Raw genomic sequence first — 15452 nt, forward strand, 5'->3', positions numbered from 1 at the left:
GCCGCCCCCGCCCTCCCACCGACCGCACCGCCGATCCGAAGGCCGAAGACCCAGCATGAGCGAGGACACCTCCGCCGAGAGCCCCCGGGCCGGGGCCCGCACCCCGGACCGCCCGGACGAACCGCCCCGGGAGAGGGACGACGTCCGACGGGACACCGGCAAGGACCGGTCGGCCCCGGAGCCGAAGGACGACCGCGCGACCGCCGACGAACCACGCGCCCCCGCCGAGGAACGGGACGGCCCGATCAGCGAGAAGGACGCGCTGCGGTCCCTCACGGAGGCCGGCGCCCACGGCGACGCCGAACGCTCCGAGGCGCTGCGCGCGGGCGCCATCGCCGACGAGATCGCCCGGCGGCTGAACGCCGACGCCTCCGGCACCCGGATCGGCACCCTCGCCCTGTTCAACGAGACCGTCAGCTTCGGCGGCGGCCTCCACACCGGGGCGGGTCGCGGCACGGACCACCGGGCGGGAGGCGCGTCCCTGCTCGCGCTGGACGCGGCCGACGTCGCCGACCACACCGACCTGTACGTCCAGCCCGAGGGGTACGAGGACGCCGTCGAACTCCTGCGTGACCGGCGGCTGCTGGTGCTCACCGGGCCGCCCGGCAGCGGGCGGGAGGCCGCCGCCGTCAACCTGCTGGAGGAGGCCCTGGCCATCGACGGCGGCGGGGGCGGCGGCTGTCACCGGCTCCTGCTGCCCTCGCAGGTACTGGAACCCGGCTGGGAACCGCCGGTGAAGCACTCCGGGTACCTGGCGGCGCTGGAGGACGGACCGGCGGACGTCCGGAGGTTCACCGGCGTGCCCGGCACCGGGAGCGATCCCGGTCCGGCCCGGTGGGCCGCGGTGGCCGCCGCGCTGCGCGGCTCCGGCAGTCTCCTCGTCCTGACCGGCGGTCACGACCTGGAGCTCCTCGCGGCCGGGCCCGGCGGCGACCATCTCGCCCACCACCCGCTCACCCCCCTGGACCCGGTGGCCGTCGTCGAGCGGCGGGTCCTCGGGCACGGCGGCGGCGCCGACGCGCACGCCGAACTGCGCGCCCTGCTGGAACGCACCGGAGCGGCGGCCGCCCTGCGGGAGCAGCCCGCGGCCCGGCACGCGGCCCGGCTGGCCTCCGTCATCAGCGCGGACGGTGACATCGCGGCCGAGGTGGCCCGGCTGCGCGACCCCAGCGAGCAGGTACGGGCCTGGTTCGACCGGTACCGCGAGCCGGAGCCGGTGGCCTTCGCGCTCGCGGCGGCCGTCCTGGAGGGCAGCGGCTATCTCACCGTCGCCGACGCGGCCGTCGCCCTGCGCGCGGCCCTGACCGAACCCGCGGCCGCCCCGCCGGACCTGCGGTTCGGGGATCTCCTCGGCCATGAGCAGCAGTGGATCCGGCTCGAACTGCCGGACGCGGGAAGCCTGTCGGCCGGGCCGCCGCGGGTGTACTTCCGCAACGCGCTGCTCGGCCAGGTCATCCTCGCCTACGCCTGGACCGCGCTCGACGGGCGCCGCGGCGCCGTACTCGACTGGCTGCACCGGCTGCTGACCCACCCCGACCTGGAGGTGCGTGCCCGGGCCTCGGTGGCCGCCGGTGTGCTGGTCCTGGCCGACCCGCAGCACGCCGTGCACCGCTTCCTCGCCTCCTGGGCGGGCAGCACCTCCTGGCCGCTGCGGCAGGCGGCCGCCACCGCGCTCGGTGTGGCGGGCAGCCGCCCGGAGTCCGCGGACGCGGTGTGGGAGCTGCTGGACCACTGGGCGCGCGGCGACGCCTCCGCCCGCCGGCGCCGGCTCGCCGGTACGGCGGCGAACGCGGTCGGCGGACTGCTCGGCCGCAGTGACCCCGACCGGGCCGTGGCGGTGCTGCACGCCGCCCTGGACCGGGGCGACGACTGGGGCACGCTGCCGTCGGTGGCGTGGGGCGGCGTCCACCTCCTCCACCAGGGGCAGGTCGCGACGCTGCTGGACGCCTACCTCCGGTGGTCCGCGCCGCAGGACCTGTCCCCCATGGTCGTCAAGACGCTGTCCGCGTTCGTGTTCGCCGTCTCCCGGCCCTACGAGCAGCCCCTGGTGACGGCGGAGGACGACACGGCCAAAGGCGGCGGGCGGGTGCCGGGCGTGCCCGTGCTGCTCACCGAACTGACCCGCCACCACGAGCGGCTCACCGAACTCTGGGCGCGCGCCCTCGCCCGCAGGCCGGTGCAGGACACCGCGCTCGAGGCCCTGCGCACCTGGATCGACGGGTACGCCGACGACAGCCCCGGCGCCCTCGACGCGATCGGCAGGCTGCTGACGGCCGTCGCCCGGCGGCCCGGACGGCACCGTGAACGCCTGGAGTGGTGGCTGGAGAAGTGGGCCCGCGACCGCGACCACCCGTCGGCGAACGCGGAGCGGCTGCTCCGCCTCCTGCGATGACCCCGACCGGGCCCGCGGCGGCCCACCACCGGCGCACCACGCCCACCCAGGCGCGCAGACCCGCGCAGACACCCGCACAGAAACCCGCCCAGACACCCACGCAAGGAAAGGGGGAGACATGGAGGAACAGACCTACGACCCGATCCTGAGCAGCGACGACGTCCCCAAGTGGCGGCTCACCGACCCGCTGCGGCCACCGGCTCCCGACCGTGCCCTCGTCCTGGTCCGCGACAGCGGCCCCTCACTGACGGTCCGCAGCGGCGAGGAGATCCCGTCCTCGCGCTTCGGCGCGTACCGCAGCGTGTTCACCGTCGACATGACCGAGCACCGGCTCGTCCTCGACATCGACGTGCCCAGCCGTGACCACACGTTCTCCTTCCGCAGCCGGGTCGACCTGGTGTGCCGGGTCGCCGACCCGGCCAAGGTGGTCGAACGCGGGATCCGCGACATGAGCGGCGCGCTGTACGGCTACTTGCGCAAGACACTGCGCACGGTCGCCCGGGACTACGACATCGCCGAGTTCCACGAGGCGGAGATCGCGCTGAACTCCGCCCTGACCTCGTTCGGCGGGGACGACGCCGTCCGGCTGCGCAACATCCAGATCGAGCTCCTCGTCGACGAGGAGGAGACGGCGGCCAGCGGACGCGAGTTCCGCAACGTCGTACGGGAGACCCGGCTGGACGGCATGCGGCGCAGGCGGCATCTGGACATGATCCGCGAGGAGGGCGTCGACGGCCTGATCGCCGAGATCATGGAGAAGGAGGGCCCGCGCGCGGCGCTCGCCTGGATCGAGAAGGGCGAGGCGGAGAAGCGAGAGGTCCGGCGCGAGGTCATGCGCATGGTCCTCGAACGCGGCGACGGCGACCGCGAGCCCTTCGAGCAGGCCGAGCTGGAGCGCGCGGTGCTGGAGGAGGTGCTGCGCGACGGGGACGGCCTGTTCGAGACCGCCACCCGGCGCGGCCGGCTCCGCGGCAGTCTGGCCCGCGCCCTGGAACCCGGCACCGGCGAGGACGACCGCGAGCCCCTGAGGGGCGAGGTGGTCCGGGACCGCTCCGAGGAGGAGGGCGGCCGCCGCGGGAGCCCGGCGGAGCGCGGGGACGGGGAGTCCCGGGGCGCGCCCCGCAGCCGCGTCTCCGGCCGGCGGCCCACCCGGCCCACGGGTCCGGCCGCCCGGCCCGGACGTCCGCCCGACGACGAACCGCTGCCGGACGAGCGTCCGGCCGCGGCGGGCGGCCGGGTCCACGACGCCGACGAGCGCCGCACGGACCGGACCCGGGACGACCGGCGCGCGGACCCCGGCGGGCGACCGCCGACGACCGGTGACGCCGACAGCCGGATCTCGGACGCCCCCCGCCGGACGGACGGCCGCACCGCGCCCGCCGGCGGTTCCGCCGACGACTCCGCGCCCCGGGTTAGCCGGGTCCGCGGTACCGCCAAGCGCCCCCACGGGGGCGGCTCGCACGACGGGGAACGCCGATGACCGACTACGACCCCTGCGCGCCGTATCCGGCACCGCTCGGCGCGCCGGCCGCGCCACACGCCCACCCCGGGCCTTCCCGGACGGCGCCCGCGGCTCCCGCCGCTCCGGGGCACGAGCCCGCGCCGCCACCCCACCGACCGCAGTCGGCACCGCCGTCCGCACCACCCCGGTCCGCGTCGCCCCCGCCGTCGTCCCCACCGCCTCCGCCGCCCCATCCCGCCACCCGGGTCGCGGATCTCCCCGCCCCACCCCGTGCCGCCGCCACCGCCGAGGGGGCCGTGCCTCGGCGCCCGCCCCAGCGCATCTGGTGCGAGCACCGCGGCGGGCTGCTGGCCCTGTCCGTGTGGACCGAGCGGGTCCCGGACCGGGGCGAGGACGCGGAGCCGTTCGTCGCGCACCACGTGGAGAGCGGCCACGGGCTGCTCGCCGTCTTCGACGGGTCCGGCGGCGCCGGCGCGGCACCGGTGTGGCAGGCGGCCGACGGCACCCAGCGCACCAGCGCCTGGGTCGGAGCGCGGGTGGCCCGGCTGGCCACCGACTGCTGGTTCCGCGAAGTGGCGACCGGCGGCGAACCCGCCGCGCCGAACAGTCTGCGCGAGTACCTCCAGTACTTCCTGTCCGCCGCCCCGCAGCGGCGCAGCAAGATCGGCGGCACCATGCGCCGCCAGCTGCCCACCACCCTGGCCGGGGTGCACTACCGCGTCGTGCCCACCGAGGGCGACGCGCGGCTGGAACTGCAACCGCTGTGGGCCGGCGACTCGCGGGCCTATGTCCTGGGCCCGGAGAACGGACTCCAGGTGCTCACCCGCGACCACACCCGCGAGAGCGACGCCCTGGAGCTGCTGCGGTCGGACCCGCCCATGACCAACCTGGTGTGCGCGGACCGGGACTTCACGATCGACAGCCGGCGGCTGACGTTCCCGCTGCCGTGCGTGCTGGTGGCCGCGACCGACGGCTTCTTCGGCTATGTGCACACCCCGGCCGACTTCGAGTGGCTGCTGCTGCACACCCTGCGGCACGCCCGGAACGCCGACGAATGGGCCGACCTGATCCGCCGTGAGGTGCAGGGCCGCACGGCCGACGACGCCTCGCTCGCCCTGGTGGCCCTCGGACACCACGGCTTCGAGGAGCTCAAGGCCCGCTTCGCCGGCCGTCTGGAGGACGTGACCGAACGCTACGTCCGCTCCCGGCCGCGCGGTCTGGACCGCCACTCCGCCGACCCCGGGCCCGGACTGCCGGCCCCGGCGGACGATCCCGCCACCCTCCCGGCCCGGGTGCGCGCCTGGCAGGACGCGACCTGGCACACGTACCGCGCCGGTTACGAGACCCATCTGCCGCCGGCCCCCGAGGAGCGCGCATGAAGCAGGGCGATGTCATCGGGGGCTACCGCATCACCACCGAGCCGACCAACGCCAACGGCGGGAAATGCGTGTGGGCGTTCGCCGAGAAGGGCGGGGCGCAGTTCTTCGTCAAGCGGTTCCTGGAGCCCAAGCGCCCCCGGGACGACGACACACGGGACACACCGAGCCTGCGGATCCGCCGGCAGCTGGCCCGGGAGTTCGAGGAGCGGCACCGCACGATCATGAAGCGGCTGCGCCCGGACGCGCGCGGTGGCGGCAACCTGGTGCTCGCCACCGACTTCTTCCACGAGGGCAGCACCTACTACAAGGTCACCGAGCGGATCGACACCTCCAGCCTGGAGAAGCCGCAGGCCCTGGAGCCCCGGCAGAAGATGGTGCTGCTGAAGACGCTCGGGAACAGCCTGAAGCAGCTGCACGACATCGACGTCGTGCACGGCGACCTCAAGCCGCTGAACGTGCTGGTGCAGCGGCGGGACGGCTCGCCCTTCCACGCGGCGAAGCTGATCGACTTCGACGACTCCTATGTCTCCGGGAAGCCGCCCGAGCCCGACGACATCGCGGGCGACTCGGTGTACGGGGCGCCCGAGTGGCGGCGCTACATGCAGCGCGACGACTCGGTCGGAGCGGAGCACCTGACGTGCGCGGTGGACGTGTTCGCGCTCGGTCTGATGACCCACCTGTATCTGACGGGCGATCTGCCGCACCACGACAAGCGGTACGGCTCGCCCGCCGACGCCGTCAACGCGGGCGAGCGGCTGGACCTGGACACCCGGCTGTCGGACGCCATGCTCGGCCTGCTGCGGACCATGACCGCGCGGGCCCCCGGCAGCCGTCCGGGGGTGGCGGCCTTCCTCAGGACGCTCTCCGACCCGGCGGTGTGCGCCCTCCAGCACCGGCGCCCCGGCACCACCACGAAAGCGTCGCCCCCCACGAGAACGCCGCCGCCGGCCGCGCCCACCGGCCCGGCGGGCGGGGCGGGCGGGGCGAAGCCCTCGGCCTCCGGCCCGCGCACCAGCCGCATCAAGACCAACCCCCGCTCGACGGGCCGCCCGGGCGGCGGTACGGCACCACGCCCGCCCGCGCCCCGGCCGGCACCGACGGCCGCCCCGGCCCCGCCGCCACCGGCCGCGCCCACGGCCGACGAGCCGGCCACGCCGCCGTCCCGGCCGGCCCCGGCGCCGACCGAACCCGCCGCGCCCGGGCCGCGCGCCTCCCGTGTCCGCATCAACCTCGGCGACCGGGACCGGGGGCGCGACTCCTCGTGACCCCCGGCGCCCGCGCCGCCGCCCGTACCCGTGCCCGTACCCGCACCACCCAGGAGACTTCCGGATGAGCAACAGCGAGCAGTACCAGGGGAATCTTCAGTACGCCGTCGACATCGTGCTCTGCGTCGACGCGACCGGCAGCATGTTCCCCGTCCTGGACAGCGTGAAGAACAGCGCCCTCCAGTTCCACGACCGGCTGAACGACGTGATGGCCAAGAAGGGCAAGGCGATCAGCCAGCTGCGGCTGAAGGTCATCGCCTTCCGTGACTTCGGGGACGACGCCTCCAACGCCGTCGAGGAGACCGGCTTCCTCCATCTCCCGTCGCAGGCACGGGACTTCGAGGACTTCGTACGGGGCATCGACGCCACCGGCGGCGGCGACATCCCCGAGTCCGGGCTGGAGGCCCTGGCCCTGGCCATCAACTCCCCCTGGGAGACGGGCCTGGACCGCAGGCGCCACGTCATCGTGATGTTCACCGACGCCCCGGCGCACCCGCTGGGCACGGTGGGCGTCGCCGCGCCGACCTACCCGGCGAGCATCCCGCGCAGCCTCGACGAGCTGTTCGAGCAGTGGGGGTACGCGCGCAGCCAGACCTCCGTGATGGAGCAGTCGGCGAAGCGGCTGGTGCTGTTCGCGCCGGACCAGGCGCCCTGGTCGGACCCGATCGCCGAGGAGTGGGACCTCACCCTCCACTTCGCCTCCAAGGCGGGCCAGGGGCTGGAGGAGTTCGAGATGGACGAGATCATCGAGACGATCGCGAACAGCCTGTGAGGCTCGACTGGCCGGACTTCCAGCTGGAGGTCCGGCCGGACGGCCATCTCCGGTTCGAGTGGCGCCGCTACGGCCAGGTCAAGTCCCATGTGTCCTTCTGCGACCAGCTGCGGCTCCTCCCGCAGGGCGCGGACGGCCTGTCCCAGTGGGTCTTCCACCTGCGGTCCCCCGCGGGTCCGACACCGGGGCTGCTGGTGGTCCGGGTCGACGTCCCGGCGGAGCGGCTGCCGGAGGCGGAGGAGTACACGGAGCGGCTGCGCCTGCACTTCCGTATCCCGGAGCATCGGGACGACCCCGCCGAGGAGGCCCCCATCCAGCGGGTGCCGCTCGACGCGCCGCAGTGGATCGCGGCACCGGCGGGGGTCGCGTCGGAGGAACTGTTCGCCGCGGTGATGGCCCGGGTCGACGGCGACCCGGGCTGATCGCGTGATCCCACGAGGACGAGAAGGAGGGTGAGCGGTGGCGCCGTCGGCCAACTGGCGTTGCACTGACTGCGACACGTACAACGGGCCCGCGGAAGCGGCCTGTTCGGTGTGCGGCGGGACCCGTCGGGTGACCCCGCCGCACGCGAGCGCGCCGCGTTCCGCCCCGAAGGCCGGTGCGAAGGCGGGGGGCTCCTCCGGCGGCTCCCGGCCCGCCGCCAAACGGCCCGGCGCCGGCCGTCCGCCGGCGGACTGGCGGTGCGCGAAGTGCGACACCAACAACGGGCGGACGGACCTCTCCTGCATCGTCTGCGGCACCGCGTGGCGGACGGCGACGGCGAAGAAGGGACCGTCCGGGGCCACGACCGAGGGGCCGTCGAAGGGGACGTCCGGGAGCACGGCCAAGGGGGCCGCCTCGGGCTCGGGGAAGCCGCCGTCGTCCGGCGCCGGCCGTCCCGGTGGCACCACTGCGGGTGCTGCGGGTGCGGGTGCCGCGGGTGCCGCGAAGAAGGCCGCGCCCCGCAAGCCCACACCGAAGCGGACACCGCCGCCCACCGCCACGCCGTCGGCGCCTCGCGCGTCGCGGCCCGGCACCTCGGGCATGCCCGGCGGCCACGGCACGGGCGTCGGCGGCACCCGCACGGGCGGCACGACGCGCGGAGCGGGCCGCCCGCCGCGCCGGGAGGAGGCGGTGTTCTACCCGTCCTCCCCGACCATGGGCTACCGGCCGGACGCCGCGCACACCCCGGCCGCCGCGCCCCCGCCCGTGCCGCCGGTCCGCTTGCCCCCGTCGGCGCCGTCCCGCTCCGCACGGGCCGGGACGAAGAAGATGCCGGGGTGCGTGAGCGGCTGTCTCGGGTTCATCGTGGTGTCCTTCCTGCTCTCGCTGCTGGCCCGCGGCTGCGAGAGTCTGTCCGGTGACGGCGCTTCCGGCCCGGACGGCGACACCCGGGTCGCCACGGCCTGCCCGGCGCGCATCGCGGCGCAGCTGCCCGACGGCGACGGGGCCGAGCTGGTGGAGGCGTTCCGCACGTCGAACAAGCGGATCACGCTGTGCCGTACGGAGTCGGGTTCGCTGTACTACTACGGCGAGTTCAGCGACGGCCGGGAGAAGGGCATCGCCATGCCGGCCGAGCGGACCTCGGGCGGCTACGAGGCGCGCAACCAGGAGTACCGCTACGAGATCCACGACGGTCTGGTGACCATCTACGAGTCGGGCACACAGATCGGCGAGGAGAAGCTCACCCCGGAGCCGTCACCGACCTGAACCGGCCCCGCGCCGGTCCGGTCCGGTCCGGCGCGGGCCGCGCCGGACCGGACCGGACCGGCGCGCCGGCCCCGTCAGGCGTCCCCGTACGCCTCTCCGCCCAGCTCGAACCCCGCCGTCCCGGCCGTCGCGTCCGCGAGCCAGGCGCGGAAGGCGTCCACGTCGGCGTCGGGCAGCCCGATCTCGATCGTGACCGCCTCGCCGTAGCGGACGTCGCGGACCTCGCGGCCGGTGGCGCGCAGGTCGTTCTGGACCTTGCCGGCGCGCTGGTGGTCGACGGTGACCGTGGCCAGCCGGAAGCGGCGGCGGGTGAGGGTGCCGAGCGTGTCGAGGGCTTCGCCGACCGCGCCGCCGTAGGCGCGGATCAGGCCGCCGGCGCCGAGTTTGACGCCGCCGTAGTAGCGGGTGACGACGGCGACGACGTACCGCATGTCGCGGCGCAGCAGCATCTGGAGCATGGGGACGCCCGCGGTGCCTCCCGGTTCGCCGTCGTCGCTGGCCTTCTGGACCGAGGCGTCGGCGCCGATGACGTACGCCCAGCAGTTGTGGGTGGCGTCGGCGTGCTCCTTGCGGACGGCGGCGACGAAGGCCTGCGCCTCCTGCTCGGTGCCGGCCGGGGCGAGGGCGCACAGGAACCGGGAGCGGTTGACCTCGGTCTCGTGCACACCCGCGCGGGCCACTGTGCGGTACTCGTCCTGCATCCGGCCACCCTATGCCGTGGTGCGGGGCGCGCCCCGCGCCCCCTCAGCGGCCTCCCTTGCGGCCCCGGGGCACGGTCATCGAGGTCAGCAGCGCGGTGCCCGGGGCCAGCGAGCGCCAGGTGGGCCCGTACCAGGCGAGCACCGCGATCGCGGAGGTCGGGAACTTCAGCCGCAGCTCGTCCAGGGCGTCGTCGAGGGCGTCCCCGGCCAGGTCCAGGACCAGCTCCTCCAGGCCGGGGTTGTGCCCGACGAGCAGCAGGGTCTCGACCTCGGCGGGCGTCTCCCGTACGACACCGAGCAGCTCGGGCACGTCGGCGGCGTACACCCGCGGCTCGTACCGGACCGGGGGCGGGGTGCCCCACTGGGCGGAGGCCAGCTGCCAGGTCTGGCGGGCGCGGACGGCGGTGGAGCAGACCGCGAGGTCGGGCAGACAGTCGGCCTCGACGAGCGCGCGGCCGGCGGCGGGGGCGTCGCGGCGGCCGCGCCCGGCGAGCGGCCGTTCGTGGTCGGGGACGCCCTCGGGCCAGTCGGACTTGGCGTGCCGAAGGACCACCAGCCGGCGCAGCGGCCCGGTCTGGGCGTTCATGGGGCGGCTCCCACGTCGCGGGTCAGTTCCAGGCCGAGGAGCCGGTCGGCGTAGGCGTAGCTCTCGAAGCGGGCGCCGTCCGGCAGTCCGGACCCGGCCTCGGCCAGCGACCGCAGGACGCGCAGCACCTCGGGTACGTCCAGATCGTCCTCCCAGGCCGTCCGCAGCCGTCCGCGCACCTCGTCGGGCACCGGCCGCGAGGGCCGCCGCGCCCAGTCGGCGACGGCCTCACGCCAGCGTACGAGGGTGTCGTGGGCCTCGCCCAGTGCGGCCGCGTCCAGGTGGACGGTTTCCGTGCGGGGCCGGGTGAGCAGGGCGAGGCGCAGCACGGCGGGGTCGGCGGGGGCCTCGCCCGTCACGGGGGCCACGGCGACGTGTACGCCGTCGGGGGCCGGGTCGCCCTGCGGCACCACGTGCAGGATCTGTCTCTCCCCCGGCCAGGCGGCGGAGTCCGGGCCCTCCTCCAGGGGGCGGATGCCGAGGGCGGCGGCTCCCGCCCGCAGTTCCGTCCGGTCGCCCTCGCCGGTCAGCAGGGCCCGGACGGGCGTGCTGTCGAGTTCCAGGGCGCGCACGAGCAGATCGGTGACGAGCAGGACACGGAGGGCGCCGAGGCCGGGCGCCGAGGCATGCGCCTCGATCCGGGTGGGACCGCGGCGGGCGGGGGCGGCGGCGGTGGGCTCGCCGGTTCGGGCGTCGATGATGCGCAGCACGTACCGAGCCTAGGGGGTGTCTCGTCGATCGGGCCGGATCAGGGAGCGGGGTCCGGTGCCGTGCATCGCAAGGCGGAGGAGGGCGTCATGGCGGAGCCATGGCAACCGACGACAACGCCGCGAGGCGCGGTGCCGGACCCCGCGAGCCCGGCATGATCGGCTGGACACTTCCTGAGCAGGCGGACCGGAATCAGGGCCCGCCGCACGGTGTTGCAGCGGGAGAGAGCAGCTGTCCGATCCCGGAGGAGGGCGCCGGTGTACGGCGACGAGGCAACGATTCGCAAGGTCCTCACCGAGCTGGGGGACACCTGGGCCGTGGTGGGCCTGTCGACGAACCGCTCCCGCGCGGCCTACGGCGTGGCCCGCGTCCTCCAGCGCTACGGGAAGCGGGTCGTGCCCGTGCACCCGAAGGCGGAGACGGTCCACGGCGAGCAGGGGTACGCCTCGCTGGCGGACATCCCGTTCGAGGTGGACGTGGTCGACGTGTTCGTCAACGGCGATCTCGCGGGCGCGGTCGCCGACGAGGCGGTGGCCAAGGGCGCGAAGGCGGTGTGGTTCCAGCTGGACGTCGTCGACGAGGCGGCGTACGGGCGGACGCGCGCGGCCGGGCTCGAGATGGTGATGGACCGTTGCCCGGCGATCGAGATTCCGCTGCTGGGCTGACGCACAGGCTCCTCGGGCAGGCTGGGGCCGTCCTGTCCCGCGCCCGAGGAGGAGCCGGTGGCACCGATGCCCGACGAGCCGCCGCCGTCCGCCCGCTGCTGTCCGCCCCCGGGCGGGGAGTCGGTGCCGGGGGTGCGCTCACGGTCGCCCGGAAGCGGCGGGCCGGTGCGTCCGCGGTCGGTGGGCGCGCCCGCCCGGCCGGGCCCGGACGGCATGGTGGACCTGCCCGGCGGTGAGTTCCTGATGGGCGCTCAGGACGCGGAGGGGTTCCCGGGCGACGCGGAGGGGCCGGTGCGGGCGGTGCGGGTGGCGCCGCTGCGGATCGACGCGTACGCGGTGACCAACGCCCGGTTCGCGGCGTTCGTCGCGGACTCGGGGCATGTCACGGACGCGGAGCGGCTCGGGTGGTCGTACGTCTTCGCCGGTTTCCTGCCGGGGGCGCTGCGCCGGGACGCGCCGCGCCCCGAGCGGACGCCGTGGTGGTGCGCGGTCCCGGGTGCCGCCTGGAACCGTCCGGAGGGGCCCGGCAGCGGTCTCGACGGCCGCGCGGACCATCCGGTGGTGCATGTCTCCTGGTACGACGCGGCCGCGTACGCCGCCTGGGCGGGGGCCCGGCTGCCCACCGAGGCCGAGTGGGAGTACGCGGCGCGCGGCGGTCTGGAGGGCAGGCGGTATCCGTGGGGCGACGAACTGGACCCGGGCGGCGAGTACCGCTGCAACATCTGGCGCGGCACCTTCCCGACGAGGAACACCGCGGCCGACGGCCATCGCGGGACCGCGCCCGTCGACGCCTTCGCGCCCAACGGGTTCGGGCTGTACAACGTGTCCGGGAACGTCTGGGAGTGGTGTGCGGACCGGTGGGCGGCGGGGAGTGCCGAGCGGGTGGTCCGGGGCGGCTCCCACCTGTGCCACGCCTCCTACTGCAACCGCTACCGGGTGGCCGCGCGCAGCGCCAACACCCCCGACAGCTCCAGCGGGCACACGGGTTTCCGCTGTGCCCGGGGCCGCTGAGAGGGCGGAGACCATAATGTGCGGGTGACCACCAACTCCCCTTCCCCCCACCACACTCCGGTCGTCATCGTCGGCGCGGGCCCCGCGGGCCTCACCGTGGGCAACATCCTGCGGGCCGCGTCCGTGAACTGTGTCGTCCTGGAGACGGAGAGCCGTGCGTTCATCGAGCAGCGGCCGCGCGCCGGAGTCGTCGAGGAGTGGGCCGTCCGCGGGCTCGAACGACGCGGCCTGGCCCAGGGCTTGCTGGAGCGCGCCCAGCGCCACTCCGCCTGCGAGTTCCGCTTCGCGGGCGAACGCCACCGCTTGGCCTACGGCGAGCTGACGGGACGTCATCACTGGGTGTACCCGCAGCCGTTGCTGGTGGCCGACCTGGTCCGGGAGTACGTCGACGTACGGGGTGGCGACGCCCGCTTCTCGGTGCGCGACGTCGAGCTGCACGACCTGGCGACGGACCACCCCACGGTGTCGTACACCTGCCCCGATTCGGGTGAACGGCGTGTGCTGCGCTGCGACTTCGTGGTCGGGGCCGACGGGGCGCGCGGGGTGAGCCGGGCCGCGGTGCCCCCCGGGCACGCGAGGACGGCGCGGCACGACTACGGCGTCGGCTGGCTGGCGTTGCTCGCCGAGGCGCCGCCGTCCTCGGACTGTGTGCTGTTCGGCGTCCATCCCGGCGGTTTCGCCGGGCACATGGCGCGCAGCCCCGAGGTGACCCGGTACTACCTCCAGTGCCCGCCGGGCGACGACCCGGACTCCTGGACCCACGACCGCGTCTGGTCCGAGCTGCACCGGCGGCTCGCCGGCGCGGGCGCCGCGCCGCTGGTCGAGGGCCCGCTGATCGAGAAGCGGGTGCTGGACATGCACGACTACGTGGTCGAGCCGATGACGTACGGGCGGCTCTTCCTGGCCGGCGACGCGGCGCACCTCGTCGCGCCGATCGCCGCGAAGGGCATGAACCTGGCGCTGCACGACGCGTTCCTGCTCGGCGACGCGCTGGTGGCCCACCTCGACGGCGGGGACGACACCGGTCTGGACGGCTACTCGGACGCGTGTCTGCGCCGGGTGTGGGACTACCAGGAGTTCTCGCAGTGGCTGTCGGAGGTCTACCACGGGACCGCGGCCGGGGATCCGTTCCGGGCGGGGACCACGTCCGCCCGGCTGCGCCGGCTGTTCACCTCGCCGGTGGCGGCCGCGGCCTTCGCCGAGCAGTACCTGGGGACCGCGGAGCGCTACTGACTCAGTCGTGCACGGGGGTGTCCCCGAGCCGGTGGTCGGCCACGTTCAGCGCCTCGTCCACGAGCCGGCGCAGATGGCCGTCCGAGAGGGAGTAGATCACCCGGCGGCCCTCCTTGCGGGTGCTGACCAGTCCGGCCAGCCGCAGCCGTGCCAGATGCTGGCTGACGGCCGGCCGGGCCGCCCCGCACACCTCCGTCAGGGTCGTCACATCGGCCTCGCCCGAGGCCAGGGAGTGCAGCAGGGTGAGCCGCGTACGGTCGCCGAGCAGGGCGAGCAGCTCGGCGGCGAGGGCGAACTGCTCCTCGCCGGGGGTGCGCGGGTGCGTATGGTGTGCAGCTGACAAGTGCATGCGTGCGCTCATACGCACATAATGGCGGGATGGGCGGGTACACGTCCACCGAGCGCACCGGACGCGCACCGAAAGGGACCGACGTGAGCGAGCAGCACGACCACGCCCATGGCTCCGCCGGGCACCACCACGCCCACGAGCACCCGCACCACCCCTCCCCCGCGGGCCTCGGCCACCGCCTGCGCCATCTCCTCACCCCCCACTCCCACGAGACCGCCGACAAGCTCGACTCCGCCCTGGAGTCCTCGGCCCGGGGCATGCGGGCGCTCTGGGTCTCGCTGGCGGTGCTGGGTGTCACGGCGGTCGCCCAGGCGTGCGTGGTGGTGGTGTCCGGATCCGTGGCGCTGCTCGGCGACACCGTGCACAACACGGCGGACGCCCTCACGGCCGTACCGCTCGGCATCGCCTTCGTCCTGGGCCGGCGGGCGGCGACCCGCCGCTTCACCTACGGCTACGGGCGGGCGGAGGACCTGGCGGGCATCGCGATCGTGCTGACCATCGCCGCGTCGGCGGCCTTCGCGGGGTGGACGGCCGTCGAACGGCTGCTGCATCCGCGTCCCGTCGCGTACGTCCCGGCGGTGGCCGTCGCCGCGCTCGTCGGCTTCGCCGGGAACGAGTGGGTGGCCCGGTACCGCATCCGGGTCGGCCGGGAGATCGGCTCGGCCGCACTGGTGGCCGACGGACTGCACGCGCGCACGGACGGGTTCACCTCGCTCGCGGTGCTGCTGGGCGCGGGCGGCTCCGCGCTCGGCTGGCGACTCGCCGACCCGGTGGTCGGGCTGGCGATCACCGCGGCGATCGTGCTGGTGCTGCGGGACGCGGCGCGCGAGGTGCTGCGGCGGGTGATGGACGCCGTCGACCCGGCCCTGGTGGACCGGGCCGAGCGGGCGCTGCGGGAGGTCGCGGGGGTGCGGGCGGTGGGCGAGCTGCGGCTGCGCTGGATCGGGCACCGGCTGCGGGCCGAGGTCGCGGTGGTGGTGGACGGCGAGGCGACGGTGCGCCAGGCCCACGCGATCACCGTGGACGCCGAACACGCGCTGCTGCACGCGGTACCGCGCCTGACGGCCGCGCTGGTCCACGCCGACCCGGCGCCGGTGCCGGGCGAGGCGGACCCGCATCTGCGGCTGGCCCACCACGCCACGGCATGACGCCCCGGCAAGGTCGTGTCCGCAAAGTGGCGTCGTCTGCCCCGCGAGCCAGACGGGACTTTGCGGACACGGCCTGGGCGGGACCCCCGTGT

The 15452-nt window shown here is 75.3% G+C and carries 15 protein-coding genes; 11 read left to right on the forward strand and 4 right to left on the reverse strand.

Going from position 1 to position 15452, the window contains the following annotated elements:
* Window positions 1-55 precede the first annotated feature (55 nt).
* The 7 genes from IE275_RS26640 to IE275_RS26670 all read left to right on the forward strand — a co-directional run bounded on the left by IE275_RS26640 (window position 56) and on the right by IE275_RS26670 (window position 8959).
* Window positions 56-2392 (forward strand): amino acid adenylation domain-containing protein, encoded by a 2337-nt coding sequence (locus IE275_RS26640; protein WP_189713945.1) that lies wholly within the window; start codon window positions 56-58, stop codon window positions 2390-2392.
* Between the two features lie 118 nt (window positions 2393-2510).
* Window positions 2511-3872: a hypothetical protein gene (locus IE275_RS26645; protein ID WP_189713946.1), complete on the forward strand. Its 1362-nt coding sequence runs from the start codon at window positions 2511-2513 to the stop codon at window positions 3870-3872.
* A gap of 278 nt (window positions 3873-4150) precedes the next feature.
* Entirely contained in the window at window positions 4151-5233 is a 1083-nt protein-coding gene (locus tag IE275_RS26650) for a serine/threonine protein phosphatase (protein ID WP_229870582.1), read from the forward strand.
* Window positions 5230-6498, forward strand: coding sequence for a protein kinase domain-containing protein (locus IE275_RS26655; RefSeq protein ID WP_189713947.1), 1269 nt, complete (start codon window positions 5230-5232; stop codon window positions 6496-6498). Before IE275_RS26650 ends, IE275_RS26655 begins: the two co-directional genes overlap by 4 nt.
* A gap of 64 nt (window positions 6499-6562) precedes the next feature.
* Window positions 6563-7270, forward strand: a complete 708-nt coding sequence (locus IE275_RS26660; protein ID WP_189713948.1) for a vWA domain-containing protein — start codon at window positions 6563-6565, stop codon at window positions 7268-7270.
* Entirely contained in the window at window positions 7267-7692 is a 426-nt protein-coding gene (locus tag IE275_RS26665) for a hypothetical protein (protein ID WP_189713949.1), read from the forward strand. Before IE275_RS26660 ends, IE275_RS26665 begins: the two co-directional genes overlap by 4 nt.
* A gap of 130 nt (window positions 7693-7822) precedes the next feature.
* Complete coding sequence (locus tag IE275_RS26670) at window positions 7823-8959, forward strand: hypothetical protein (RefSeq protein ID WP_189713950.1); 1137 nt, start codon at window positions 7823-7825, stop codon at window positions 8957-8959.
* 74 nt (window positions 8960-9033) lie between these two features.
* Here IE275_RS26670 and IE275_RS26675 read toward each other — a convergent pair whose 3' ends face one another.
* The 3 genes from IE275_RS26675 to IE275_RS26685 are packed head-to-tail and all read right to left on the reverse strand — an operon-like array spanning window position 9034 to window position 10956.
* On the reverse strand, window positions 9034-9660 hold the full coding sequence (locus IE275_RS26675) for a YigZ family protein (RefSeq protein ID WP_189713951.1): 627 nt from the start codon (window positions 9658-9660) through the stop codon (window positions 9034-9036).
* 43 nt (window positions 9661-9703) lie between these two features.
* Window positions 9704-10246: a SixA phosphatase family protein gene (locus tag IE275_RS26680; RefSeq protein WP_189713952.1), complete on the reverse strand. Its 543-nt coding sequence runs from the start codon at window positions 10244-10246 to the stop codon at window positions 9704-9706.
* Window positions 10243-10956 carry a hypothetical protein gene (locus tag IE275_RS26685; RefSeq protein WP_189713953.1) on the reverse strand — a complete coding sequence of 238 codons (714 nt, stop codon included), beginning with the start codon at window positions 10954-10956 and terminating at the stop codon, window positions 10243-10245. Before IE275_RS26685 ends, IE275_RS26680 begins: the two co-directional genes overlap by 4 nt.
* A 255-nt stretch (window positions 10957-11211) precedes the next feature.
* Between IE275_RS26685 and IE275_RS26690 the strand changes: the two genes are divergently transcribed.
* The 3 genes from IE275_RS26690 to IE275_RS26700 all read left to right on the forward strand — a co-directional run bounded on the left by IE275_RS26690 (window position 11212) and on the right by IE275_RS26700 (window position 13863).
* Window positions 11212-11619, forward strand: coding sequence for a CoA-binding protein (locus IE275_RS26690; protein ID WP_189713954.1), 408 nt, complete (start codon window positions 11212-11214; stop codon window positions 11617-11619).
* 66 nt (window positions 11620-11685) lie between these two features.
* A complete protein-coding gene (locus tag IE275_RS26695) occupies window positions 11686-12630 on the forward strand; it encodes a formylglycine-generating enzyme family protein (RefSeq protein WP_189714052.1) in 945 nt (314 codons plus the stop codon).
* Window positions 12631-12654: 24 nt separating this feature from the next.
* A complete protein-coding gene (locus IE275_RS26700; protein WP_189713955.1) occupies window positions 12655-13863 on the forward strand; it encodes a 4-hydroxybenzoate 3-monooxygenase in 1209 nt (402 codons plus the stop codon).
* A gap of 1 nt (window position 13864) precedes the next feature.
* Here IE275_RS26700 and IE275_RS26705 read toward each other — a convergent pair whose 3' ends face one another.
* Window positions 13865-14224, reverse strand: coding sequence for an ArsR/SmtB family transcription factor (locus IE275_RS26705; RefSeq protein ID WP_189713956.1), 360 nt, complete (start codon window positions 14222-14224; stop codon window positions 13865-13867).
* Window positions 14225-14295: 71 nt separating this feature from the next.
* Between IE275_RS26705 and IE275_RS26710 the strand changes: the two genes are divergently transcribed.
* Entirely contained in the window at window positions 14296-15360 is a 1065-nt protein-coding gene (locus tag IE275_RS26710; RefSeq protein ID WP_189713957.1) for a cation diffusion facilitator family transporter, read from the forward strand.
* The last annotated feature ends 92 nt before the right edge of the window (window positions 15361-15452 follow it).

It is taken from the genome of Streptomyces phaeofaciens (assembly GCF_014648915.1).
GTDB lineage: Bacteria > Actinomycetota > Actinomycetes > Streptomycetales > Streptomycetaceae > Streptomyces > Streptomyces phaeofaciens.

Excerpts from the sequence above, each read along its gene's own strand:
- IE275_RS26640 (WP_189713945.1), top strand. The coding sequence starts at position 56 with ATGAGCGAGGACACCTCCGCCGAGAGCCCCCGGGCCGGGGCCCGCACC.
- IE275_RS26645 (WP_189713946.1), top strand. The coding sequence starts at position 2,511 with ATGGAGGAACAGACCTACGACCCGATCCTGAGCAGCGACGACGTCCCC.
- IE275_RS26655 (WP_189713947.1), top strand. The coding sequence starts at position 5,230 with ATGAAGCAGGGCGATGTCATCGGGGGCTACCGCATCACCACCGAGCCG.
- IE275_RS26660 (WP_189713948.1), top strand. The coding sequence starts at position 6,563 with ATGAGCAACAGCGAGCAGTACCAGGGGAATCTTCAGTACGCCGTCGAC.
- IE275_RS26675 (WP_189713951.1), bottom strand. The coding sequence starts at position 9,660 with ATGCAGGACGAGTACCGCACAGTGGCCCGCGCGGGTGTGCACGAGACC.
- IE275_RS26680 (WP_189713952.1), bottom strand. The coding sequence starts at position 10,246 with ATGAACGCCCAGACCGGGCCGCTGCGCCGGCTGGTGGTCCTTCGGCAC.
- IE275_RS26695 (WP_189714052.1), top strand. The coding sequence starts at position 11,686 with ATGCCCGACGAGCCGCCGCCGTCCGCCCGCTGCTGTCCGCCCCCGGGC.
- IE275_RS26705 (WP_189713956.1), bottom strand. The coding sequence starts at position 14,224 with ATGAGCGCACGCATGCACTTGTCAGCTGCACACCATACGCACCCGCGC.